Source organism: Methanogenium sp. S4BF (genome assembly GCF_029633965.1).
Classification (GTDB): Archaea; Halobacteriota; Methanomicrobia; order Methanomicrobiales; family Methanomicrobiaceae; genus Methanogenium.
The window spans coordinates 1322812-1345969 of sequence record NZ_CP091277.1 but is presented as its reverse complement, the minus strand read 5'-3'; the positions used below and the strand labels follow the sequence as shown (position 1 = coordinate 1345969).

The following is a 23158-nucleotide window of genomic DNA, read 5'->3' as shown; positions in this document are numbered from 1 at the left end:
TCAGTTTTCCTGTGTTAATTAGTAAGGAGTTGCTCTATGGGAAAAACAGGAACTACAAAGTGGACGCAGATTAAAAGCGTAACGGGTCAGGTCAGACTGGTCCCGGCAAAGGAAACCAACTATAAGAAGCCCGGTCCCAACCAGCGGTTTAAGACCGGTAACCAGCTGAAGAAGGCACTGCGTGCATCCCAGGATGACGGACGCAGAGGCGGACGCGGCGGTGCACGTGGCGGCGCTCGCGGCGGTGCACGCGGCGGCAGGGGCAGAGGCCCTGAAAACGACCCACGGTTCCGCAGGAGAATCCGTCGTTCCCCGGCATCCATCAAAGGATCCAAATAGATAATATAGATAGCGGGGTGAAGAGTATCGCCCCTCCCATTTTTATATGAGATAATCGGTAGGTTTTGTGATGAATGCAAAAGAAGCAGTTGCAGAGTATCAGTTTTCTGAGCGGTCCAAGTCGGAACTTATCGCCGCATCACAGATTGTTGCCACCCTGTATGATTACAAAGGAGCGGAGAAGACCGCTGCCAAGCGCGTGACGACGAACTTCCTGGAGCTCTTCCGGTCGAATCTGGTCCTCGGATTCAATATGACCAAGAATCTGAACTTCCAGAAGGCGGCAGAGCGTGTGAGCGAGGCCATCTCACGTATTGAGGCAGACGAGTTCGCTGACGCATCCCAGAAGCTGGGCGATGCGGTAAGCCTTGCCACGACTCCCGCACAGGAAGCATGGGAGTTCCTTTCTGAACATGGATTCCTCTGAATTTCAGGGATTCCTGCGGACACGTTCATCGGTCCGTGAGTATACTGCCGAGGACCTCACCTCCGAGGAAATCGCAGCGGTCGTGCGTGCGGCGGAGCGGGCCCCTTCGGCGGGCAACCGTGAGTCGTGGGATGTGGTCATCGTCACCGACGAGGGCATCCGTGAAGACCTCTCTGACGCGGCGTTTCAGCAGCAGCACCTGATGCAGGCGCCCTGCATCTTTGTGGTCTGTGCCAATTATGTCCGCTCGATGTCGCAGTACGGGGAGCGCGGCATTCTCTATGCCGTGCAGGACGCGACGATTGCCGCGACCTATATGATGCTCGGGGCCCATGCGGGCGGTCTGCAGACCTGCTGGACAGGCGCCTTCGATGAGGAGGCGGTCTCTGAAGTGCTGGGGCTCCCCGAACATATCCGTCCGCTGGTTCTGCTGGCGGCAGGCAAAGGTCATCTGCCCCCGTCCCATGCGGGCAGGATGCCCATTGGCGAGCACGTACACGAAAATATCTGGTAAGAGGCAAAAAAATGAGTGATTACCGCGTAACACTGGAATCCGGATGGGTTGTCCGCGATGTGGACACCCTCGACGATGCCATCGGCATTGCCATCGCTGAGGCCGGCAAACGGCTGAACCCGAAGGCGAAGTTTGTGGAGATTGAGATTGGGCAGGCAATATGCCCCTTCTGTGAACAGGAACTGAACAATGCCCTGATTGTGGCAAACATTGCACTGGTGGGTCTCTCCCTTGAGATGAAGGTCTTCAAGGCAGAATCCGAGGCACATGCCGAGCGGATCGCAAAGTCTGTTATCGGACAGTCCCTGCGTGACATTCCGCTGAAGGTCATCGAGGTTGAACTGATAAAATGATCTCGGTTGTGGGTCACACCACCACGGATCATCTCTTTACGGTTCCCGAACTGATTGCAAAGAATCATTCTACGTTTATTACCGCACACAAGGTCTTCTACGGCGGCGGTGCGGCAAATATTGCGGCAGGTATCGCCATGTTGGGCGGGACGGCCGAACTGGTGACGGCGGTTGGCGGCGATTTTGCCGGCAGCGAGTATGATCACTGGCTTGCAAAACTCGGCGTGCTGCGCCGGTTTATTGTGAAACCGGAGATGCATTCCTCGACCTGCTATCTCTTCAATGACGGGACCGACGACCAGATCACCTACTTTGAATGGGGTGCGTCCGAGGCGCTCAACGACGCAGAGGCGCCGGTCCTGGACCGCGTGCATCTGGCGCCGAGTGAGCCGGATTTCTGTGTGCGTGTGGCAGAGAAGGCCTCGTGGGTCTCGTTTGATCCGGGGCAGGACCTGGTGCGGTTCTCCCGTGACCAGATCTGCGGGATTTTGCAGCGCACCGACCTGCTCTTTGTGAACCGGCACGAGGCCGAACGCATCTGTGCAATCGGCGGGTTCTCCCGTGAGGAGCTGATTGCGATGGTGCCGCGGGTGATCATCACCATGTCTGCGGACGGCAGTCTGCTCTATCAGGACGAAGAAGAGGTGCATGTGCCCTCCGTTCCGGTGACGCTCGTCGACCCGACGGGTGCCGGGGATGCCTTCCGTGCGGGATTTCTGACGGCGGAGAAGCGGGGGTATGACCCGGTGACGGCCGTTGAAATCGGCACGACAGCCGCGTCCTTTGTGGTGGAGATGGCCGGGTGCCAGACGAACCTGCCGGACTGGGAACGGATGGCGGCACGCTACCGGACGCACTTTGGTGCACTGTCGCCGGTTCCTCTGCCCTGAAGGGATATCATATCCCATATATAGCACCCGATCAAACCTAGGATAATATCATCCGGGGTGAAGAATCTGACAGAAATTGGCGGAAATACTGCACTGGAAGACCTTTCCCGGTACATTTTTGCGGCACCCGCATGGCCGCGTTCGGTCGCTATAATGATCCTGCTGGGGCTGGTGATCGACGGGGCCGGATTTATCGGCGGACGCAATTACCTGCTGATATTCGGCTTTTTTGGTTATGTGATTCCCGCCCTCCTCGCCTTTATCCTGACCAAACCCTGTGTTGAGGTGGTCGGGGGGAAGATTACGTGGAACCGTTCGGCCCTGCTGGCGATGGCCTGCATGGTCTTTCAGGTGATCGTGAGTTTTCTGCTCCTCTTCCTGCCGTATCCGAACCTCTATCCCGTGCTCTTTGCCGTGGCGCTCGGCGTGGTCTTTGCCGTCCGGCTGATTGTGCTCGCGGGGATTGCCGACTACCGGATGAAGCGGATGGTGCCTGCCGCGGCCCTGCAGAGCATTGCGGCGGCAGTTGCGGGTGCGTTCTATTTCGGTATTGATTTCCTGTATTTTGTGCTCGCCCTGCACCTGCTCTTCGGCTGCGGGGTGCTGCTCTTTCTCTGGCTGGTGGAGCGCCCCCTCAAAAAGAACTTCCGCATCAGCGCCCTGCATTTCATCAATGCGTTCATCGCCCACAATACGGACGGCGACAAGGCGCTGGATGATTTCTTTATGGAGATTGGCGAGGACGTCTATGTCCAGCAGGCGTCGCTCTTCTTTTCCCGTGCAGGACGGGGGGATATCACGTTCACCGTGCCGAACCTGCACCCCGGCCCGATGGGGGAGATTGGCGGGGCGAATCTGCCAAAGGTGCTCCATGATATGCTGGGCAGGGACACCTTTGTCGCCCACGGCTGTGCGACGCATGACTTCAATCTCGTCTCCGAGAGTGAGGTGGTTCTGATGGCAGATGCGGTGAAGGCGTCCCGGAAGGATGCGGTCTTTTTCCCGAAGGCGACGCCTTCCCGCCGGTATACCTGCGGGACGGTGGACATCTGCGCCCAGGGGTTTGGCGACACCCTGCTTCTTGTTGCCACCCGGTCCCCGGAGAAGACGGAGGACCTCGAGTATGCCATCGGCCTTGCGGTGATGGCGGAGTGCCGGGGGCACTACCGGCACGTCGCGTTCGTGGATGCCCACAACTGCATGGTGGATGTAACCGAACCGGTCGTGGCCGGGTCGCTTTCCGCCTATGAATACTGGAAGGCGGCTGAGGCGGCGGCAAAAGGATGTGCGTCTCTGCCCTGTTCTGCCTTTGAGGCGGGGGCCGGCCACCGGGCGGTGCCGTTCTCCCGTGAGGAGGGTTTTGGCGACCTCGGGATTATGGCGCTTGCTGTCCGGGTGGCGGGGCAGACGACGGCCTACGTGCTCTTTGACGGCAATAATGTGGAGCACGGGGTCCGCGAGGTGCTGCGAAACCATCTGCTGACCGTGGTTGATGAGTGCGAGGTGATGACCACCGATTCCCATGTGGTGAATACCCTCTCCGGCAGGAATCCGGTGGGCTACCGGGTTTCGGCCGAGGCAATCATCCCCTATGCAGAGGACGCGGTCCGGGCGGCGATGGCCGACCTTGCACCCGCCGAGGCGGCAGGCGGCACCGGCTGGGTGGAGGGCGTGACCGTCTTCGGGTCAAACCGCATCTCCCAGCTCGCAAGCACGGTGAATGCGATGCTCACCTTCATCGCCCCGCTGGGCCTTGCGATTCTCCTGTTTGCGTTCCTGCTCTCGATTGTGGCATATCTGGTGCTGTTGTAGGGCAGTGTGCTGAACAGGGATGGTTAGGGCACACACCGTCTTCCATTCGTCCCGGAGGACATGTCATTTTTTATCTGAAGTGACCTGCGTACAGGAGGGTGCCTCTCTTCGCAGGAATAATGGTTTCGATAATTTTCCTCATTTCAGGCTATGTTTTAAATATTATTGCCAATTTCATCGCCAATTTCAATTTTGGTAGGTATTTATGCTTAAAATGTGATTGTACTGAAGAATATTGATCCCAATGGTGGATTGTGATACGTATGGTAAAATGGTATAACAGCATAATGACGAAGCTCACCGTCAGTTTTCTGATTCTGATCGTGGTCATCTCCGGGATGAGCTTTTTCTATACATATGGCGAGACCAAAGATGCGCTCAAAGAGACAACGCAGGATGAACTGACGGCACTGGCGAGCGTCATTGCCACCCAGGTGGACGGCGATGTGTTATCCACCCTGCAGGAAGGGGATGAAGCCACTCCTGAATTTATCGCAATGCGGGATCAGCTGTATACCATTCAGGAATCCAGCGATGAGATCCTCTACCTCTATACGATGCGCAAAGTCGGTGACGACGTCGCCTTTGTCGTGGATGCCGAATACGGAATCTCCGAGGGCACCGCAGGCATCAATGAAGTATACGATACCCCGACCGAGGAGATGTTCATCGGATTCGAACGGCCCGTCTCTGAAAAAGAGTTCACGGTTGATGAATGGGGTGTTGTCATCTCCGGCTATGCACCGGTTCTTAATTCTCAGGGAGAGACGGTGGGTATCGTCGGCATCGACATGAACAGCCAGAAGGTCATCGACCGGCAGGACTTCATCGGGAATATCGTCTATGTCATCATCCTGATCTCCGTTCTGATCGCCGGCGGATTTGTCGCCCTGTTTGCACGGTCGATGATCCGGGACATCCACAAACTGAACACTACGGCGAACGCGATCAGCATGGGTGATACGAGCGTGCAGGTTGATGTCAACCGGAATGATGAAATCGGTCAGCTTGCGGAGTCATTCGGCAGAATGGTCGCCAGCCTGAAGATTATGATGATGGACCACGACGATGAGGATACCCAATAGGTGGTCGTGTGTCGCTTATCTCAGACAGGGTGTTAAAAGAGGTCACGTTCTACCTCGGGCCCGCAGCAGAACGATTCCTTGAACGGCAGACCAAATCCCACCTGGATGGTCTGGCCTTTACCAGTCTGGAACGAAAACACCTGAAAGACCTCGCCTACTGGCTGCGGGTCTCCGGTGGGCTTGTGATCGGGAAGGATAAGGCCGAAGAGATGGCTTTGAAAGTCGAGAAGATGGGGTAATTCCCTCTCTTTTTTTAGATGCAGGGCCGGAGCATACCATTCTTTTTAACCGGCCATTTGAATGGTTCAGAGAAAATCTGATGGTTCATGGTGGTTTCTTTCGTCCGGGAATCGGTTTAGTGATGGCTTTGCTGAAGGGAATATTCTCCCGGAATCCGGGGAGGTTTGGCCGTCAGAAGGCTGTTTTTTTCCTCTGGCGAGAGGCACGAGATGAGGGAGGAGACGGAGGAGTGTGTGATGCCTGACGGGAACTGCCTTTCAGGAGTGTTTTGGGTGTATGCCTGTGCACCCGGATAGCCGTTTGCGATCTCGTGAAGCGGTGGTAGTATGGGTGTCTCGTCTGGATCAATCCATGGGAGGGGTTTTGTGTCGCATATGGGTTCAGCGATGAAGATGACCGTCACATCCCGAATCCCCCGCTGCCGGGCTGCCGCGTCGATGACGGCATAGATGTCGCCCCGTGTTCTTCGGGTGGTGTCTGCCTCTTCCCATATGCCGACGCAGATGGTGCCCAACAGGTCATATCCACAGGAGATGACCGGCCCGTCCGGGAAGGAATACGCCTGCATCTCCGGACGGGTATCGTCTACAATCCGGCCCATCCCGTACCGCCAGTCCCCCAGGGCCTTTTCATCGGGAAGGCCTTCGATGACGCCGGTCGTGAGAACCGTTCCGTTCCGGTGGTACACCGGCACGTTCCCGTATCCTTCGATGAGGTCATCGGTGTAACAGGCAGAAACCGCCTGATATGATCGCTCGCTCATCTGGTATCCGGCAGCCGCCCCGGACAGCAAGGCGATGAGCAGCACGGCTGCACAGAGTGCCTGTGCAGCGGACCCTTGTTTGATACTTCCTGTCATCATCGCTCCTGCTCACCCCGGATTTTTCGGTGCGGTTTCCTGCGCTAGTGTTCCCTTCGGCGGAGACGCTATATCGATTGTGGTCCGGCCGGGTGCGGGATATTCCGGTGCAAAGAGGGTACGGAAGGGGTGTTTGCGGGTCCGGGTGTCGGCATAAAGAGCTGCCTGTGTTCTGTTTTTCCCTTTTGATGTGGTTTTTTTCCGGTCTGTCTGAATTTCTGAAAAATGGCGAATTTTAGCATTTTTAACCAAAATACGGGTGCTGTGTGCTTTGATTTCGTCCTGATCAAACCCTTTAAATATTTTCACCGGCATGACTCGGGTATCCGTGCAATATCCGGGTGCGGGGTATGCTGTGTATGGCAGTATGCTGAGCAGTATGTGTATGTGCGCACGTGATGCCGGGTATGCAGGAGGTGAGTACAGAAATGATACGAAGACCCTACAGATGGTCATTCTATGACGAATTTGAGGATATGCGGCGGCAGATGGATCAGCTCATGAACCTGATGTCGTCGACGTCTTCCCTTTCTTCCTCCCTTGCCCTGCCTGAGGCAGAGCATGGGGCCGAGATGGTGCCCCTCTTCCGGGAAGGGGGAATCGGGGGGTTCCAGGTGGATGTGACCCAGGACGAGAATGAGGTCATTGTCGCTGCCGACATGATTCCGGGGATTGAAAAGGAGAATATCTCGATGGAGCTGCTCTCTCCCAAGGCGCTCCAGATCACCTGCGAACGCAAGGAGGAGCGGGAGGAGAAAAAAGGAGAGGAAGGCGAGGAGGGCAGGTATTATCTCCACGAGCGGAAGTATGGCTCCATCTCCCGTGTCGTGCCCCTGCCGCGGGCGGTGACCCCCGAAGGCGCCAAGGCCTCCTTCAGGAACGGGGTGCTTGAGGTCCGGCTGCCGGTGAGTGCGCTTGAGACGAAGCGGCGGATTGCGATTGAGTGAACGGGAGGAGGACTGATGCATGGCGTGAGGGAGATCACGCTATCGTCTGTTTCCGGGTATAGGGGGGCTCCTCCCCTCTTTTTTGTAATGTGCAGAATTACAGGATGTCGGTTTTGCATCCCGGTTCATTGAAAGACCGAACGTCAGGATTGCAGAATGGGTCTGTTGAAACGGAATGCCGGTATTCTGGCAGACAGAAATGAAGCATCCGGGCATTACCGCTCCGGTGATAAATGGAATGGATGATTAACCACATATATATACGTCCCGGAATAATTAGTTTCAAAAGGTTTTATTTTCTGGAAATGGGGCCTCAGGAAACGGGATGATGACAAAGAGGGATGCAGCAGAAGGACATGAACGCTCCTCAGCGATGGAAGCGCTGACGAAAGCTCATACCTGGCAGAGAGAGAGCGAAGACGAGTTCCGTCGCATCCTGAGTGAGATCCCCATGTCGCTGAGCATCATATCCCCCGAAGGCGAGGTTCTCCTCATAAACAAAAAAACCATTGAGATCTTTGACGGGGAAGATGAAGATCTCAGCAGCTTCAATGTCCTGGACATCTGGAGTGACCCTGAGCAGAGAACTGAATGGTTAATTGAGCTCAGTGCCCGTGGAATTGTTTCAGATTATGAAATAGAGGTAGTTACTTTCTCCGGGGAGCATAAAACCCTGCAATTATCCGGCCTGATGATCACATTCGAGGGGCGGCCATGCATTCTCTCGGTTCACCAGGATGTCACCGCGAAGAAGAAAGCTGAGGCCGACCTCAGGATCAGCCGGGAGAAATACCGTTCCCTTGTCGAGAATATGAATGAGATCCTCTTTGTTGTTGACACAACGGGAGTGATTACCTATCTCACCCCGAACATCAGTTCGATAATCGGGTATTCGGTATCTGAGCTTATCGGGAGGCAGTATACTGAATTTGTGCACCCCGATGACCGGGCAGAACGACTCAATGAGCTGGATCATCTGCTCTCAGGCAAAGAAAGGTCCTCGGAGTACCGTATTCTCAAAAAAGGCGGGGGCTGCATCTGGGTTCAGACCACCGGCCGTCCGGTGACTGAAGACGGGCAGGTGACAGGATTACAGGGAGTTCTTACCGACATCAGCAGCCTCAAGGCGATGGAGACAAAGCTCAGGGAGGCAAATGCCGGACTCTCCCACCATTCAAAGAAACTCTCTGTTCTCAATAATATCATCACAACGGCAAACGAGGCTGAAAATCCCGCCTCCCTCTTCAGGAATGTTCTTGATTCCATTCTCTCGCTCCTCGACTTTGAGGGCGGGGGAATTTATATCGTCGATCCGGATACCCGGAGCGCATCAATTGTCCATTCCGTCAATATCCCTGAGCCGCTGTTTGAGATCATCAAAACGGTGTCTGTGGATGAACCGCCCTTCTGTTCGCTCTTCCTCGAAGGAAAACCTATAATTTCCAACAATCTCGAAGTGTTCTCCCCTGAGGTTGCGGATATCACCGGCTTCTCCTCACTCATCAGTGTCCCTCTGGTTGCAAAGGGGAGAATCGTAGGGGCCCTGAATGCCGTAAGCGCCAGGCGGTATGACATATCCGAAGACGAAAAAGAGATTCTTTTGTCGGCCGGTGCAGAGCTGGGGAGCACATTCGAGAGATTTGCTGCCGAGGAGAAGGTGAAGAGAAATGCAAAGAATCTGGAGGTGCTCTTCAACTCACTCGGCGAGATGGTCTTCATCCTTGACCGGGAGGGGCGCATCGTAACGGTGAACGAGACGGTCATACGGCGGCTCGGCTATGATAAGGACGAACTGGTCGGAACGGCGTTCATTCTTCTGCACCCCGGGGAGAGACGGGGAGAGGTGCCCGGTAATTTCGGGGCGATGCGTGCAGGAGCACAGGACTCCTTTTCCGTTCCGGTAATGGCAAAGGATGGGAGCCTGATCGATGTCGAGACGAAGATCGCCCGCGGATGGTGGCACAACCGTGAAGTGTTCATCGGCGTCGCAAGAGATATTACCGGGAGAAAAGAGGCGGAAGAAGCGCTCCGGAGAAGTGAGGAGGAGTACCGGGCGATATATGACAACTCCCCGATTGCAATCGAACTCTATGACCGGGACGGCTCCCTGACACACGCAAATTCGGCCTGCCTTGAGCTGTTTGGCGTGGATGACCGGGAGGTGCTTTCCGGCTTCTCGCTCTTTGAAGATCCCAATATCAGTGATGAGAGAAAAAAACAGCTTGCCGAAGGAAAGACTCTCAGGTATGAAGTTAATTTTGATTTTGAGAAGGTCCGGGAACTGAACCTGTACTCCACATCCCGCCGTGGCTCCATCTGGCTGAATGTACTCATCACCCCGCTGAAAACCTCTGAAAATGTGATTTCCGGATACCTCGTGCAGATTCAGGATATCACCGACCGTGAACTGATGGCAGAAGAGCTCAGGAGATCGGAAGAGAAGTACCGTGATCTTGCAGACAATGCTCCCATCGGCATCCTGACCTGTGACCGGGCAGGACGAATCACCTATGTAAACAGAAAAGTGCCTGAGATGCTTGGCTTTCCGGAGACCGGGAATACAGGGGGGATCAATCTGCTGCAGACCAGGCATCTCATCAATGCCGGGTTTGCCGATGTCATGAATGATGTAATCGGGAACGGAGCGGAGTACCCCGAACTTGAACTGCAAAATCCCCTGCCTGATGGGAAGATGGTCTCTCTCAGGATTCATATTTCGCCGATATGGAGGGGCGATGCCCCGGACGGTGCACGGCTTATCATCGATGATATCACACGGAGGAAAGAGGCCGAATCTCTGCTGGAGAGGACAAAGTTCGCATTCGATCACTCTCCGGATGAGATTTATTTTACCAACCGGGACGGTCTGATTGTATATGCCAATGCGCATGCACGCTCGTCCTTCGGCATCGCATCCGATTCCCCGATACAAACAACAATCTTTGATATCAATCCGGGGATAAATCCGGAAGAATGGGAAATTCTTTGGGAGAGGCTTGAGGGGGAGGAGTATTTCCGTTTCGAATCCGTGCACCGGCACCCCGACGGGACCACATATCCGGTCGATCTCATCAAGTACCGCATCTCCTTTGAAGGCGGGGACTACTCCTGCACTATCGCCCGCGATATCACCGTGATGAAGCAGACTGAAGTGAGGCTCCGGAAGAGCGAAGGACGCCTGCGGACTCTCATCCAGACCATTCCCGACCTTATCTGGCTCAAGGATGAGAATGGTGTGTTTCTTGCATGCAATTCAAAATTCGAGGAATTGCTCGGTGCGAAAGAGGATGATATTGTCGGAAAAACCGATTATGATTTTGTTAACCGGGAGCTTGCCGACTTCTTCCGGGATAATGACCGGAAGGCTGCGAAAGCAGGAAAACCCAGCGTAAACGAGGAATGGATAACGTTCGCTGTCGATGGGAGGCGTGTCCTCCTTGAGACCATCAAGACGCCATTGTACAATCCGGAAGGGCGTGTGGCCGGTGTGCTGGGAATCGGCAGGGACATTACCGAACGCAAGAAGGCCGAAGAGGCAGTGCGGGAGGTCAACCGGAAGATAAATCTGCTGTCGAGCATCACCCGCCATGATATCCTCAACCAGATCACGGGTGCAGCAGGATATCTTGAGATGATTGAGCTTGAAAATGAGATCCCGCCCGGCACTAAGACGGAGGAGTATCTCAGGAAGATCACGGGAGCCGTCGAGACGATTGAGCGGCAGATCACGTTCACCGGGTATTATAAGGACCTCGGTGAACAGGCGCCCGACTGGTTCAATGTGGGCAGTGTGATCGGGAATGTGGAACGGACACCGTCATTCGGAACGATCCGGGTTCACAATGCGATAGAGGATATCGAGGTTTTTGCCGACCCGCTCTTTGAGAAGGTGATCTATAATCTCATCGATAATGCGGTCAAACACGGGGAAACCATCACCGGGATCTCGTTTTATACCAAAGAGAAGCCTGGAGAGCTCATCATTATCTGCGAGGACGACGGAGTAGGAATTCCTGCGGATGCGAAGGAGAAGATATTCCGGAGAGAGTATTTTAAGAACTCCGGGCTCGGGCTCTTTCTCTCGCGTGAGATCCTTTCCATCACCGGCATGACCATAACGGAGACCGGGACACCGGGTGCCGGGGCACGGTTCGAGATCCACGTGCCGGAAGGCATGTTCCGGGCCGCATCATCAAAAGGGGAGGCAGGTGAATGACGGGGAGAATCAGATCTGAACGGAGCCGGGCCCCCGCCGCCATGAACGGAGGAGGTACCCCTGTGTCCAATCCGGACTGCTGTCCGGGAACCGGCCTCAGGGACCGGATACCGGTCCTGATAATTATTCTCTTCCTCAGTGCCTGCATCGCACCGGCATCTGCCTCACACGTTGCTGATCATGTGATCATCGTCGGTGCCGACGAATATTTCCCCCCCTATGAGTACGTTGATCATAGCGGCCGGCCGGGCGGGTTTAATATCGATATCATGAATGCCGTGGCTGAGGAGATGTCCCTGAATATCAGTATCCGGCCGGGGCCGTGGCAGGACGTGAGAAGCGATCTCGAAAGCGGTAATATTGATCTCGTAAGCGGTATGTTCTACTCTGAGGGCCGTGACGCTGTTGTTAATTTTTCCCGGCCATACATCACGGTTTCGCATGCCGTTTTTGTTGGGGATGGCTCGGATATCAGTAATTCTGATGATCTGAAGGGAAAGGAGATTGCTGTTGAAGAGGGGGACATTATGCATGATTATGCCCTCGGCCTCGACCCTTCAAACACTATCATTCCGGTGAAAAATCAGTATGATGCGCTGATGCTCGTTTCTTCCGGGGCCTGTGATGCGGCCCTCATCTCGAAGCTCCACGGGGAATATCTCATCAATTCGTTTGGGATTACCGGTGTACACCCGACCGGCCACCCGCTGGAAATACGGGACTACTGCATTGCCGCATCGGCAAATGGAAGTGTTCTTCTTCCCACTATCGATGAAGGCCTTGCGATTATCAAGAAAAACGGAAGGTACGATCAGATATACAACAAATGGTTTGGGGTATATGAGGAACGGGAATTCTTTGCCACCCTGATGAAGATTGTTGTTTTCGTCCTTCTGCCTGCTATTATCCTTCTTGCAGGGGCGCTGTTATGGTCGGTTTCCCTGAGGAAGAGGCTGACGAAAACATCGGCAAAACTGGAGGATGAGCTCGCCGAGCAGAAGAAGGTGAAGGCACGTCTTCAGGAAAGCAAGGACAAGTACCAGGCATTGTTCAATTCACTGAATGAGGCGGTGTTCCTTTGTGATTATGATGCGAAAGAGTCAGCCGGCACGATCGTTGAGGTGAATGATGCGGCCAGCCGCAGTCTTGGCTACACCCATGATGAACTGATGGGAAGAAATACCGGGGATATCTGCCGGATGTCCCCCCCGGACCGTGAAATGATCATGGAAAAACTTGCCAATGGGATTGGGCAGGTTTCCTTTTATACGGAGCACATGAGAAAAGACGGTTCGGTATTTCCGGTTCAGGTCAAAATGCGTTTCCTGAACCATGAAGGTAAGGTGTATATCCTCCAGGTAGCACGTGATATCACAAAAGAGCGGGAATCACGCCGTATTGAGACGGATGCCCTGAAAAAGATCGAAGAGAACCTCACGCAGCTTGCAACCCTGAACGATGAAATAAGAAATCCCCTGATGGTCATCACCGGCGTGACGGACATGGATTTTGAAAATTCCAGGGAGATCATTTACGATCAGGTGACCATCATCGACGGGATCATCACGAGACTGGACCAGGGATGGATTGAATCCTCCAAAATCCGGGAATTCCTGCGCAAACATCTGGATTTCTATGGGGATGAGGAGGGGGATTCGGACAATGATTCAGACAAAGATTCAGATAATGGCTCAGATGTAGATTCCGGTACTGTTTCAGGTATTGTCTCAGATAAAGTATAAGATAATGTCTCAGATACTGTCCCAGATGCAGATTCTGATACGGATGAGAAATGAACAATTCCCGTTCCGACCGGTTGGTGTTCAGCCGGTGAGACCCTGATATATCCTGCCCCGGACAGAACAACCGGGCCCGCTTCATCTCTCCTCTTTCTCTCTCCGTTCACCTCCCCTCCACTCTCGTCTTCTCCGCACGTGCCTCCGGCCCCTGTCCTCCGCCCGGCTTCTGTCCCCCGCCCCCGGACCGTATCCGTTGCCCGCATGCCAATTCACTCCACCACATTTTTACCCCTGAACAGCAATGTATACTATCCAGTACTCCGGCACGGAGTGCATGGGAGGCATCGGGCGCTGATCGTTGAGCGCGTTGATGTACTGAACGCATTGAAAATCATTCTCCGGACGAAAGAGGCAGGTGCCGGTGTTTCTCAAAAAAGGAGCACGGTGTATTTGTCGGCGGCCCGGTTCCCGTATCCCGGTCTTCGTTTGGTCCCGGTTCGGGTTTTTCTGTGCGAGGGTAGCCAAGCCAGGCCAAAGGCGCTGGACTTAAGATCCAGTTACGCAGGTATTCGAGGGTTCGAATCCCTTCCCTCGCATTTTGGTATTTTTGATATGGATTATAGTTAATTGTGGAAAACGCCACAATTCCTGTAAATATCCAAAGAATTGTTAAAAACACTGGGAATTTAGTGCTATCATCTCTCCAAATCCAATGGATTGTATTATTGCTTCCAGAGAGTAGCGATTACCTCCTCACCGACTGGATGAACTCGTCATTCATTTCATATCGTTCATCGACAGCCTGTAATAGTTCGTCATGAATGGATTTCCTTGAATAATAGAGTGAAGTAATGACTCCTGCATCCTTTGCTGCTTCGACCGCAGGAACAAAATCGCTGTCCCCGGTGACAATAATGGCATGTCCGATCTGATGTGCCCAGCTCAGTCTTACCAATTCGACTGCAAGGAGGATGTCGACTCTTTTCTGTTCATAATCACCACTCTTGGATTTACTTAATTATCCAAACCGCATCTGAAACCGCGGCTGCTTCTCAATGGAATTTCTGAATTTGCAATACCGGGAATATCTGTCTTTTCGTCCTCTGTGGGAGGTTCGCTCTGATATGGCATACAGTCATAGAAATAGGTTCTCAGGCGTTCCTTGTCTCCGCAGGCTTTATCACAAAATTTCATGAAGTCCATGCGGACATCATTCGAGAGTACCTTGGAAACATATCCACTACCGATAAAAACAGCTACCCGATTATTCATTCAGATAATATTACGAAAAGTAAGAAGAAACTATCGTCCCGTTTTCACAGAACGATAGCGCGTATAACACTGAATTGTCGACCTTAAAATGGTATAAATGTATTCCCTTGTGAATGGCTCATAAAATTCAGATCGATACCACAAAGACCCTGGATGGACACAGCTCTTCTGATGCCATCATCAATTATAGCACGGACGTCTGGTTTCATCCGATCGCCCGTACCCCGAGATAGTCATCCAGGCGGTGTTTGAAGTCGTCATACTCCCGGATTGTCTCGTGTGCAGTATCATAGAGATACCGCTCATCCGGGCAGTAGAGCACCCGGCCCCGCAGAACCTCTTTTTGGACATAGAGCGGCAGGTTATCGAATATCCGGATGTCATACCGGTCGTCACACAACAGGGTCAGGGCCGCAAACCGGAACTGCTGTCCCTCATCAGGCGTCCCGGCGTAATAGATACAGAGGTCAATATCAGAGGTATCTGTCGCCCGTCCTTCTGCGACCGAGCCAAAGAGGATGATAAACCGTACGTTTTCAAATCCCGCAAGTGTCCTGAGCCGATTGAGTGCATGCCGGATATCCTCCTCTGTTGGTTTCATTTCCGTCCTCCGTGGTCATGGGTGGCATCTCTCCTGCATTAACGTTTGTGCGGGGGGAGTATCTGGTCGGGGCCGGGCGGGCATTTGGGTGATGTGGCCGTCGATGAAGGTGACCATGAAGATGGCGCCGTTGGAGCAGACGCCGTCTTCTTCAAACCGGAGAAGGGGACACTCTGCCCGCAGAAGACCCGGGCGTGAATATCATCCCGTCCAAGGTAGTAGGTCTCCTCCGTTACGATGACGGAAGAGGTCCTCCCCTCTCGCCCGGGCAAGCGTGCCGGGTTCAGGCTGCATCTATCTCACCTGCCTTTTCTGCTGTCTTCGCCTGCGCCCCGGATTTGATCAGGGTAATCGCGTAGGCGTGGTGTTTGGTCCGCCGGATGGTGATCCCGGAGATGTTCCCGCCGTGCTCATGGATCTCTGCAGAGATGGTCTGCGGGACGAGGTAAAGCGGGATGGGGCCCGCAGTGATGGGCGTGCCTGCAGTGTTCGCGGATTTTTATTTTCAGCCACCGATTGTTCATCGGCAGTTCCGGTAAGACCTATGTTGGGACATGGCTTCTTTGTGGGGCTGCCTTCTATCGGAACTGCCGGCTGCATGTCTGCATCTCCCCGTTCGGCAGGATAAGCCGGGCCTTTCCTTCTGCGATCCATTTCTCCCAGACGAGCTTTGCAATCGGGTCCGGGATGTTGTTGAGAACTTCCTGTTCGATTTCTTTCATGGAGATATTGCTCCTGTGCATGATCTGGTGTGCACAGAAGTTGATTGTGTGGATGGGGTGATATAGAAAAAGTCTGCGATGTGTATGTATAAAAAGAATAGAATTGATAGCAAGGGCAGGATGGAGATATAGGCGTCACATAAATTTATTCAAATTAATTTACTTCATTCACTTTCACGCTCTACACCGATTTTGCATATATACTCGTGTCTTAAATTATGGTGTGAAGAATTGATTTCCTTTGTCTCTTTGGTGACGTGGAAGAAAATCTGGGTATGCAATCTCTGTGCCTGGAGAGAGCAAATTGGATATTTAACTCTGCTTTGGATCAACAATGAGTTCGGAAAGAACGTTCTGTGTCAGTATGCAGATGAACGGGGATTAGAAACGGACTTGTTGAAAAGAATACATTTCTCATACCCATTTAGCTAATCCTAAATTCCATCAAATAAAATAAATTACACATAGAACAGTAGCTGAGTAATAAATAATGAGATCTCATAATGTCTGAAACTAATCCAAGACCTTTCCTAAAGTGGGCAGGCGGAAAAACTCAATTGCTTGAAGAATTCGCAAAACGGATACCAAAAGAACTAAAAAATGGTGAAATATCTACATTTGTGGAACCCTTCATTGGCGGAGGTGCCGTCTTCTTTCATTTCAATCATAAATTCTCATTTGAAGAATGTCATATTTATGATATAAATGAAGAGTTGATTCTTGCTTATAATGTCGTCAAAAGAGATGTTGATGATCTCATTGAATGCCTCTGCTGTCTCACTGAAACATTCCTATCTAAGGATGAAGAAGGGCGGAAAGAGTATTATTATTCAGTCCGCGATGAATTTAATCGGACAAAACAGAATATCAATTTTGAAAATTATAGTAAAGCATGGATACCAAGAGCATGCCAATTTATTTTCCTGAATAAGACCTGTTTTAATGGCTTATTCAGAGTAAATTCTCGTGGAGAATTCAATGTCCCCTTTGGACGACATAAAAACCCAAAAATTGTTCATTTAGATGTTTTGAGAGCAGATTCACAAATTTTGCAAAATACCAAAATACATCTTGGTGATTTTGAGAAGTCATCCCGTTATATCAACAAGAATTCATTCGTATATTTTGATCCCCCGTATCGACCCCTGAGCAACACTGCATCATTTACAGGGTATTCCAAGGATGGGTTTAGTGATGCTGAGCAAAAACGTCTCGCAAAGTTCTTTACGAAGTGCGATGTGAAGCAGGCGAAGTTGATGCTAAGTAATTCAGATCCTCAAAATATTTGTCCTGAAGACGATTTTTTTGACGTCTTATATGCGAAATATAAAATCGAACGTGTCTCTGCAAGGAGAATGATTAATTCTGATGCCAGTAAGCGGGGAGAAATCAATGAGATTATCGTCATGAACTACTAAAATGCAATTATGGACACAAAGATGGACGAGGCTTGGAATAAAGTCTTTCAATCCTTGGATCTCCTCAGTAAAATCGAATCCGATGGATTTGTCCAGATTTCAGCAACCACACTCAAAAAAGAAGGGGAAAGAGAAGCCCGCTTAATGGCGAAGCATGATACAATAAGTTCAAGGCCAACAATTTTTAAAAAGCACAATCTATCCATTCTTCCCATAAAAAATGGTGAATATGTAATTTACCGGGACAGTAAGAAAAAATCCTATTTTAAATATGATACAGAATTTGACAATGTCCTCAAAGAAATATATGACCCTTCTCCTGATTATGAGGCAATTGAAAGCCTAAATGGTAAAACGATAACCAGTGAATCTCAGGCTATTGATTATGCAAATCTTGTTTCTTTATTAAAAACATTCACCAATGAATCTCAATTACACCTCACAATAAGAGGGAGACTTCGCTCTGGAAACTTCTCTCTTAATTTACCGGACAATAATGTACAAATCGAAGTAAATGGTGTCCAAATAGAAGTTGATTCTGGCTACGAAGGAAAAAACGGAATATATCTGATTGAAGCAAAGATAGGCAAGCGCGACGATTTTCACATTCGACAGCTCTATTATCCCTGGAAAGAATGGTCACAAAAAACAGTCAAACCTGTCATTCCAATCTTTTTTTTCTATTCAAATGGCATATTTTATCTTACAAAGTTCCAATTCGGTGAAAATTTTGGTGATCTTAAGATTGTTGAATTACGATCCTTCTCGATTAATGAAGATCCCATTTTAATCGTTAATTATGAGGAACTGATTCGTTCAGTACCAATAGATGTATCGGAGCCTAATGTCCCATTTCCCCAGGCAAATGATCTCGATAAAATCATTGATATAATCACGTCCTTTGGTGAAGATTTGAAAACAAAAGATCAAATTTCTGAATATTTTGACTTTCATGGACGTCAGGGAGATTATTATGCGAATGCAGCAATTTATCTTGGTTTACTAAAAAGGGATACCAAAAATAGAGGTTCTTTCATCTTAACAGATTTGGGGGAAAAAATGAGGAGTTGTTCAAATAGAAGATGTCGTAATCGTCTAATATTTACTCAGCTGCTAAGACGACCTTCGTTTCGTTCAGCGATTATATTGTTAAAGGATTGCGACTTCAAGCCGGTTGATATCGATAAGGATGATGTGACACAGATAATTATGAAAAATGAGATGAGATGCAATCATACTACATGCAGAAGGAGGGCATCGACGGTAAAAAGCTGGATGAAATGGATTTGCGCGAATATTAAATTTAATAGCTGAATATGGGTGAAACGGACCGGAAAACCGCCGAAATGGCAGTTTAAAAAAAAGAGAGTTCAATTTTCAACCGTATTGTGTCCTTCCCGACAAATCTCACGGCCCGTTCTTCTTATTGGCATTCTGTTTTGGTGATGATTTCACAGTAACTGAATCCATACCACTAAAATACGTCCCGTCATTGAGTTGACCAAGCAGGGTGATTTCATGTTCTCCTTCAGATAAGGAATCAGCAATAATCTGTCTGTCGAATTTTACCATCAAATCCGGAATGTCATCTTCGTCGTAATCTCCGACATTGCGTGGTTCAATTGAAAGGAGATCAATGGATTGTCCATTGACTGTAGCAACACAAACGGAATCTTCGACAATAGCACTGGGATCAAATTCCTGGGGCAGTTCGATGAATGCAGTGACAAAATTGCCGTTACTTCCAAGGTTAATCACATCAGGGTTGATGTCCACAGACGCCACAAGTCCCGTCATGATCTCGGTCTTGTCGATGGTGTCATCGTTTCCGATGTCATATTCCACCTTGATGTAGGTGTTTGCGAGATCGTCCCAGCTTTCGGGTGTAATTACCATGCGAGAATTCGATTCAAGAGCAAGCGGATTGGATAATTCATTGGAACTGTAATCAGTGTCAACATTCTCAATTTTAATATTCAGTGTTTTTCCAGACCCAATGTTGCAGATTTCAATACTTTCATTATTTTCCGTGAAATCAACACTCAAACCTTCATTGGGCTCTATGTCATCAGATTGCACGGTGACAACTCGAACTTTTTCTGTTAATTCGTTTGTTAGTTCGATCTTAACTGAAGAAGTTCCTCCCTCTGAAACCCACTCAATCGAAGAACCATCTGGTGGCAAATTCAATAGATCATGGGTATTGGTAGTCATCATGGATTCAATTACCACTATGCTGTGCGGTTTTGTTATGATTACTTTCCCCATGCCATCTCCAGTCCCAAATATTTCTCGGTTAACTGGGATTTCAGGAATTGCATAAAAGACGGGTATGTCAGAATTGCTATCGCCCTTTAGAAAAATTGCCTTCGTATCTGGGATTTCATCCCTGAATTCGTTATCAACATAACCTAGATAGTTACCGTCGCTGTCAGAAGCAAGAAGTTTCCCTCCGGCAATAATTGCTTCAAAACTGGTTGGAAGGACTGGTTTTTTCTTTACAGCAGAGAGATCAGTAATCGACATCCGAATTAAGTCAAATCCACGATATCGTGCAGTTTTGTGATCGGCGTCGAAGGTGATATCAACCGGTGTCTGTTGAGAATTTGGATCATAAATTTCAATCGTATCTCCATTTACTTTAAAGGGAGCGACAGCATGACATTTTGTTACGAGTTTACCAGATTCAATTTCTTCCCAAACAATACTTAGCACGATTGGATTTTCTATCCAGGAAGAAGGATCATCTAAGCGAGATTTAATCTCATTATATGCATTTTCAAATCCATAGCGTTCATTCCATATACAAGAATTATCCAGTTGGATTATCTGGTAGTATTCGATCCAATCTTCGATATTTTGAAGAAAATCGGGATAATTTATGAAAACATTCCAATTCTCAGGAATTGGATCATCTCTAACAGAAATTCCAGTTCCCAGATATTTTGTACGTTCTTCGAGGAGATTGTTTTCCCATGCTGATTGGAACATTATTTGGCTACTTGTTGCCATGCCATAACAGGACCCGGGGTTCTGATTAGAATTATATGAATACCACCCATATATTAATAATGCCCGATTATATTCGTTAAATATCTTTGAGGATATTGGATTAATGAGGTTTAATAAGTCAAAGGATTGAATGTCGTAGGTTTCTTTGAAAAATTCCCAACAGACTTCATCGCCATAGTTCGGAAAATAATATCCATCAAATTTTGGATGATATTGTGGATAAGCTTGCCCTGTTAAATCGACATCAATCGAATTTAATTCTGTACCGGTAATACGAAGGATCGCATTTTTTGTGCCACTTGAAGTTGGGTCAATCATTACCAGGATTGTACCTTGTTCCCCGCTATCAAGCAACAAAGGTTCGTTATTTATAACGAAAGAGAATTCCTCAGCTGCTTCTCCACTAATTGCACACGACATCTCTATCTTTTCATTTCCATTATTTTTTATCTCCACCCAATCGACCGACTGATCTCCCACACCAATTTCACCAAAATCGATCATTGGTTCTGATGGATAAAGTAGCTCGATTTGCTGAGTTTCAGCAACTTCAATAGTTTTTGTCAGGATGTTATTCCCTTCATTGCTTTCCGCAATTACATTCTGCCAGTCAGCTTTCACCCTGACCGTATGTGTTCCGGCCGTCGCTATCCATGGAAGATCGAATGAACCCTCCCATGATGTCCCTGCCGCAAGTTGGTCTATCGATGCGAGGTCGATTTCAACATCGTCCACATACAATTTGCATCCGAATGCCGCTGCATTTGCCTCTCCCGTATTGGAGAGTATACATGAGAAGGTTACATCATCTCCATTTCCTGGATCGTCAATATTTAAAGAGATATTATTCACCTTTAAATCAGGGAGATTCTCGTCATGTATCCTATTTCCAATTGGTACACATGGATTGACAGTATATGCCCACACAGCCTCACTCTTGTCGGACCAATACTGAGCCGCAAAATACCCAACCTGAACAGGATTGTTAGCACTGATATGCCCGATATCAACAGTATCAAGATCCGCATAATGTGCAGTGCCTATTCTTCTGAAGGGATTGAAAACATCTCCGGCATTGAGTGTTTTTTCTTCATCAATTATTCCATCATTTTCATAATCGATCTGGAGAAGCGTATTATCTCGAGTAACGTAGACGGCTCCTGCTCGAATATACTCCGTATTTAGTAATGAATAAGGGAATATCTCATTCGCACAAGCATAATGTCTGTATACTGATGCCCACCAGTCACGTGAATAAATGTCGAAGAAGAAATAGGCAGCGGCAGGTTGATCTGAGATAAATTGGTACATATTCTCCTGTGTATTCAGGATTTCAATAGTCCCGTCAGCGTATGTTATGTAGACTTGTTGGTGGGCATAAGCCGGAGAATTGTACACCAGTGGTGAAATTGTTTGTGGAATCCAAAATTCTGTGTCAAACATAGAGAGTGGAAGTAATGTCACGGCCCAGCTGTTATCCAGATTAGGTCTGTTATAATTATACAGCGTCACCGCAACAGGTTTATCGCTGTGTATTCGATCTCCTGAATTTACATTCTGGGCGAAAATTTGTCCTTTTTCTAAGCTAACTGTCTGTAAATTACCAATTGTAAGGACGACATTGTCTTCGGTAGCAACAACATTCACGACACCCGTATGCGGAACAATAAACTCAGTGCCGGGAAGAGCCGCTGGATAATTAAGTCTTTGATCGTCATAACATCCGGAATTATCATTAGAATAATAAAAAAACGCTTGAATAGGTTTGTCGCTGATTAATTGAGAACCCCCAGGTTCTGAAAAACGTCCATTACTTCCCGTAACGACAATCGGTTCGCCTGCGTCCAGGGCATCATTGTAGTTTAAATCTAAATAGGCCGTTGTTTCAGGTTCTAGTGCATAAAAATAGATGCTACAACGATAATTATCGGTAGCTCCTCCGACGTTTTTAATCAGAGGGAACCAATAATCATTTCCCGTTAACTCATTTTGTTCAATTGCACAAGAAGTTTGTACAAAGCAGGTAACTAACAATCCAACAAATAAAATTTTGACTATATTTCGCCAATTCATGAAAATACCCCAATTTATGATTTTACATTTACATGAGCAACCAATACAGCTCTCATCATCGTTCCATTCACAAAACCATCTCACTACATTGCACAATCGATAATTCATTCACCCACGGTCACCTATTGACACGCCAGCGTACGAAAAACGACGAGACTATTGTAGGAAAGGACCCCCCCTTTCACCCCTGCGCTTCAAAAAGCTCTTGTAAATGTGTGGATATTGTCGTTTGGTTGAAATAATCCAACTTTTTGCTGAACACCGGTTGGAATGAATACAATCAATGCAATGGTAGTGAACTTGAGATACTATTATTTAAAAATTTTGTATGATTTGAAATACAAAAAAATATGTGATTCCACATTTTTTGGTGGGAAAACTTTGAACCTGATTATTTATCGCACGGATGAGCAATGTCCTCACTGTCTAAACCTGCAAAAGGGGCAGACAGAGAGGACAGGGAGGATACCCCACCACCGGAGCATGACTGCGCAGCAGTGACGGTGAGCGTTTGGTGCATCCGTACAACTGAGCAGGTCAGGAAGGGAGGCCGTTGCCCCGAAGGGTGAGCGGCCGTTTTCCAATAACTCCGTATTAGATTTTTTTCCATTTTTCACCCATATCTCCCTCCTATTTTAA

18 protein-coding genes and 1 tRNA gene are annotated in these 23158 nt (G+C 49.3%); 14 read left to right on the top strand and 5 right to left on the bottom strand.

Annotated features, from left to right (window positions below):
- The first annotated feature begins 36 nt into the window (after positions 1–36).
- From L1S32_RS06440 to L1S32_RS06405, 8 genes are all read left to right on the top strand, one after another.
- Positions 37–339: a DUF5350 domain-containing protein gene (locus L1S32_RS06440; RefSeq protein WP_278154208.1), complete on the top strand. Its 303-nt coding sequence runs from the start codon at positions 37–39 to the stop codon at positions 337–339.
- Between the two features lie 70 nt (positions 340–409).
- Positions 410–766, top strand: a complete 357-nt coding sequence (locus L1S32_RS06435) for a hypothetical protein (protein WP_278154207.1) — start codon at positions 410–412, stop codon at positions 764–766.
- The gene (locus L1S32_RS06430) at positions 753–1280 is read left to right on the top strand and encodes a nitroreductase family protein (RefSeq protein ID WP_278154206.1); all 528 of its coding nucleotides are present in this window, start codon (positions 753–755) and stop codon (positions 1278–1280) included. The genes L1S32_RS06435 and L1S32_RS06430 overlap by 14 nt, the downstream gene beginning before the upstream one ends.
- 11 nt (positions 1281–1291) lie before the next feature.
- Positions 1292–1633 carry a DUF555 domain-containing protein gene (locus L1S32_RS06425; RefSeq protein ID WP_278154205.1) on the top strand — a complete coding sequence of 114 codons (342 nt, stop codon included), beginning with the start codon at positions 1292–1294 and terminating at the stop codon, positions 1631–1633.
- A complete protein-coding gene (locus L1S32_RS06420; RefSeq protein ID WP_278154204.1) occupies positions 1630–2523 on the top strand; it encodes a carbohydrate kinase family protein in 894 nt (297 codons plus the stop codon). The genes L1S32_RS06425 and L1S32_RS06420 overlap by 4 nt, the downstream gene beginning before the upstream one ends.
- A gap of 57 nt (positions 2524–2580) precedes the next feature.
- Positions 2581–4335, top strand: coding sequence for a DUF2070 family protein (locus L1S32_RS06415; RefSeq protein ID WP_278154203.1), 1755 nt, complete (start codon positions 2581–2583; stop codon positions 4333–4335).
- A gap of 263 nt (positions 4336–4598) precedes the next feature.
- The gene (locus L1S32_RS06410; RefSeq protein WP_278154202.1) at positions 4599–5420 is read left to right on the top strand and encodes a HAMP domain-containing protein; all 822 of its coding nucleotides are present in this window, start codon (positions 4599–4601) and stop codon (positions 5418–5420) included.
- 8 nt (positions 5421–5428) lie between these two features.
- Entirely contained in the window at positions 5429–5659 is a 231-nt protein-coding gene (locus L1S32_RS06405; protein ID WP_278154201.1) for a hypothetical protein, read from the top strand.
- 116 nt (positions 5660–5775) lie between these two features.
- Here the strand turns inward: L1S32_RS06405 and L1S32_RS06400 are convergent, their stop codons facing one another.
- Positions 5776–6522, bottom strand: a complete 747-nt coding sequence (locus L1S32_RS06400) for a hypothetical protein (protein WP_278154200.1) — start codon at positions 6520–6522, stop codon at positions 5776–5778.
- Between the two features lie 425 nt (positions 6523–6947).
- Between L1S32_RS06400 and L1S32_RS06395 the strand changes: the two genes are divergently transcribed.
- The 4 genes from L1S32_RS06395 to L1S32_RS06380 all read left to right on the top strand — a co-directional run bounded on the left by L1S32_RS06395 (position 6948) and on the right by L1S32_RS06380 (position 14017).
- Complete coding sequence (locus L1S32_RS06395) at positions 6948–7466, top strand: Hsp20/alpha crystallin family protein (protein ID WP_278154199.1); 519 nt, start codon at positions 6948–6950, stop codon at positions 7464–7466.
- Between the two features lie 325 nt (positions 7467–7791).
- The gene (locus L1S32_RS06390; RefSeq protein ID WP_278154198.1) at positions 7792–11682 is read left to right on the top strand and encodes a PAS domain S-box protein; all 3891 of its coding nucleotides are present in this window, start codon (positions 7792–7794) and stop codon (positions 11680–11682) included.
- Positions 11679–13424 (top strand): transporter substrate-binding domain-containing protein, encoded by a 1746-nt coding sequence (locus tag L1S32_RS06385; protein ID WP_278154197.1) that lies wholly within the window; start codon positions 11679–11681, stop codon positions 13422–13424. The genes L1S32_RS06390 and L1S32_RS06385 overlap by 4 nt, the downstream gene beginning before the upstream one ends.
- 508 nt (positions 13425–13932) lie before the next feature.
- Positions 13933–14017: transfer RNA gene (locus L1S32_RS06380), tRNA-Leu, on the top strand.
- A gap of 149 nt (positions 14018–14166) precedes the next feature.
- Here L1S32_RS06380 and L1S32_RS06375 read toward each other — a convergent pair.
- From L1S32_RS06375 to L1S32_RS06365, 3 genes are all read right to left on the bottom strand, one after another.
- Positions 14167–14376, bottom strand: coding sequence for an NYN domain-containing protein (locus L1S32_RS06375; protein ID WP_278154196.1), 210 nt, complete (start codon positions 14374–14376; stop codon positions 14167–14169).
- Between the two features lie 522 nt (positions 14377–14898).
- Positions 14899–15294, bottom strand: a complete 396-nt coding sequence (locus L1S32_RS06370; RefSeq protein ID WP_278154195.1) for a nucleotidyltransferase domain-containing protein — start codon at positions 15292–15294, stop codon at positions 14899–14901.
- A 578-nt stretch (positions 15295–15872) separates the two neighbouring features.
- Positions 15873–16016: a hypothetical protein gene (locus L1S32_RS06365; protein ID WP_278154194.1), complete on the bottom strand. Its 144-nt coding sequence runs from the start codon at positions 16014–16016 to the stop codon at positions 15873–15875.
- A gap of 503 nt (positions 16017–16519) precedes the next feature.
- On the opposite strand from L1S32_RS06365, the gene L1S32_RS06360 reads away from it, so the two are divergent.
- Both L1S32_RS06360 and L1S32_RS06355 read left to right on the top strand, forming a co-directional pair.
- Complete coding sequence (locus tag L1S32_RS06360; protein WP_278154193.1) at positions 16520–17434, top strand: DNA adenine methylase; 915 nt, start codon at positions 16520–16522, stop codon at positions 17432–17434.
- Positions 17435–17443: 9 nt separating this feature from the next.
- Positions 17444–18748, top strand: a complete 1305-nt coding sequence (locus L1S32_RS06355; protein ID WP_278154192.1) for a hypothetical protein — start codon at positions 17444–17446, stop codon at positions 18746–18748.
- Positions 18749–18841: 93 nt separating this feature from the next.
- On the opposite strand, the gene L1S32_RS06350 is transcribed toward L1S32_RS06355, so the two are convergent.
- Positions 18842–22519, bottom strand: coding sequence for a CARDB domain-containing protein (locus L1S32_RS06350; RefSeq protein WP_278154191.1), 3678 nt, complete (start codon positions 22517–22519; stop codon positions 18842–18844).
- Positions 22520–23158 lie beyond the last annotated feature (639 nt).

Bases quoted from the DNA above. Each gene is read 5' to 3' on its own strand.
- L1S32_RS06365 (WP_278154194.1), bottom strand. From the start codon at position 16,016: ATGAAAGAAATCGAACAGGAAGTTCTCAACAACATCCCGGACCCGATT.
- L1S32_RS06410 (WP_278154202.1), top strand. From the start codon at position 4,599: ATGGTAAAATGGTATAACAGCATAATGACGAAGCTCACCGTCAGTTTT.
- L1S32_RS06390 (WP_278154198.1), top strand. From the start codon at position 7,792: ATGATGACAAAGAGGGATGCAGCAGAAGGACATGAACGCTCCTCAGCG.
- L1S32_RS06360 (WP_278154193.1), top strand. From the start codon at position 16,520: ATGTCTGAAACTAATCCAAGACCTTTCCTAAAGTGGGCAGGCGGAAAA.
- L1S32_RS06435 (WP_278154207.1), top strand. From the start codon at position 410: ATGAATGCAAAAGAAGCAGTTGCAGAGTATCAGTTTTCTGAGCGGTCC.
- L1S32_RS06355 (WP_278154192.1), top strand. From the start codon at position 17,444: ATGGACACAAAGATGGACGAGGCTTGGAATAAAGTCTTTCAATCCTTG.
- L1S32_RS06440 (WP_278154208.1), top strand. From the start codon at position 37: ATGGGAAAAACAGGAACTACAAAGTGGACGCAGATTAAAAGCGTAACG.
- L1S32_RS06400 (WP_278154200.1), bottom strand. From the start codon at position 6,522: ATGATGACAGGAAGTATCAAACAAGGGTCCGCTGCACAGGCACTCTGT.
- L1S32_RS06430 (WP_278154206.1), top strand. From the start codon at position 753: ATGGATTCCTCTGAATTTCAGGGATTCCTGCGGACACGTTCATCGGTC.
- L1S32_RS06385 (WP_278154197.1), top strand. From the start codon at position 11,679: ATGACGGGGAGAATCAGATCTGAACGGAGCCGGGCCCCCGCCGCCATG.
- L1S32_RS06425 (WP_278154205.1), top strand. From the start codon at position 1,292: ATGAGTGATTACCGCGTAACACTGGAATCCGGATGGGTTGTCCGCGAT.
- L1S32_RS06370 (WP_278154195.1), bottom strand. From the start codon at position 15,294: ATGAAACCAACAGAGGAGGATATCCGGCATGCACTCAATCGGCTCAGG.
- L1S32_RS06350 (WP_278154191.1), bottom strand. From the start codon at position 22,519: ATGAATTGGCGAAATATAGTCAAAATTTTATTTGTTGGATTGTTAGTT.
- L1S32_RS06395 (WP_278154199.1), top strand. From the start codon at position 6,948: ATGATACGAAGACCCTACAGATGGTCATTCTATGACGAATTTGAGGAT.
- L1S32_RS06420 (WP_278154204.1), top strand. From the start codon at position 1,630: ATGATCTCGGTTGTGGGTCACACCACCACGGATCATCTCTTTACGGTT.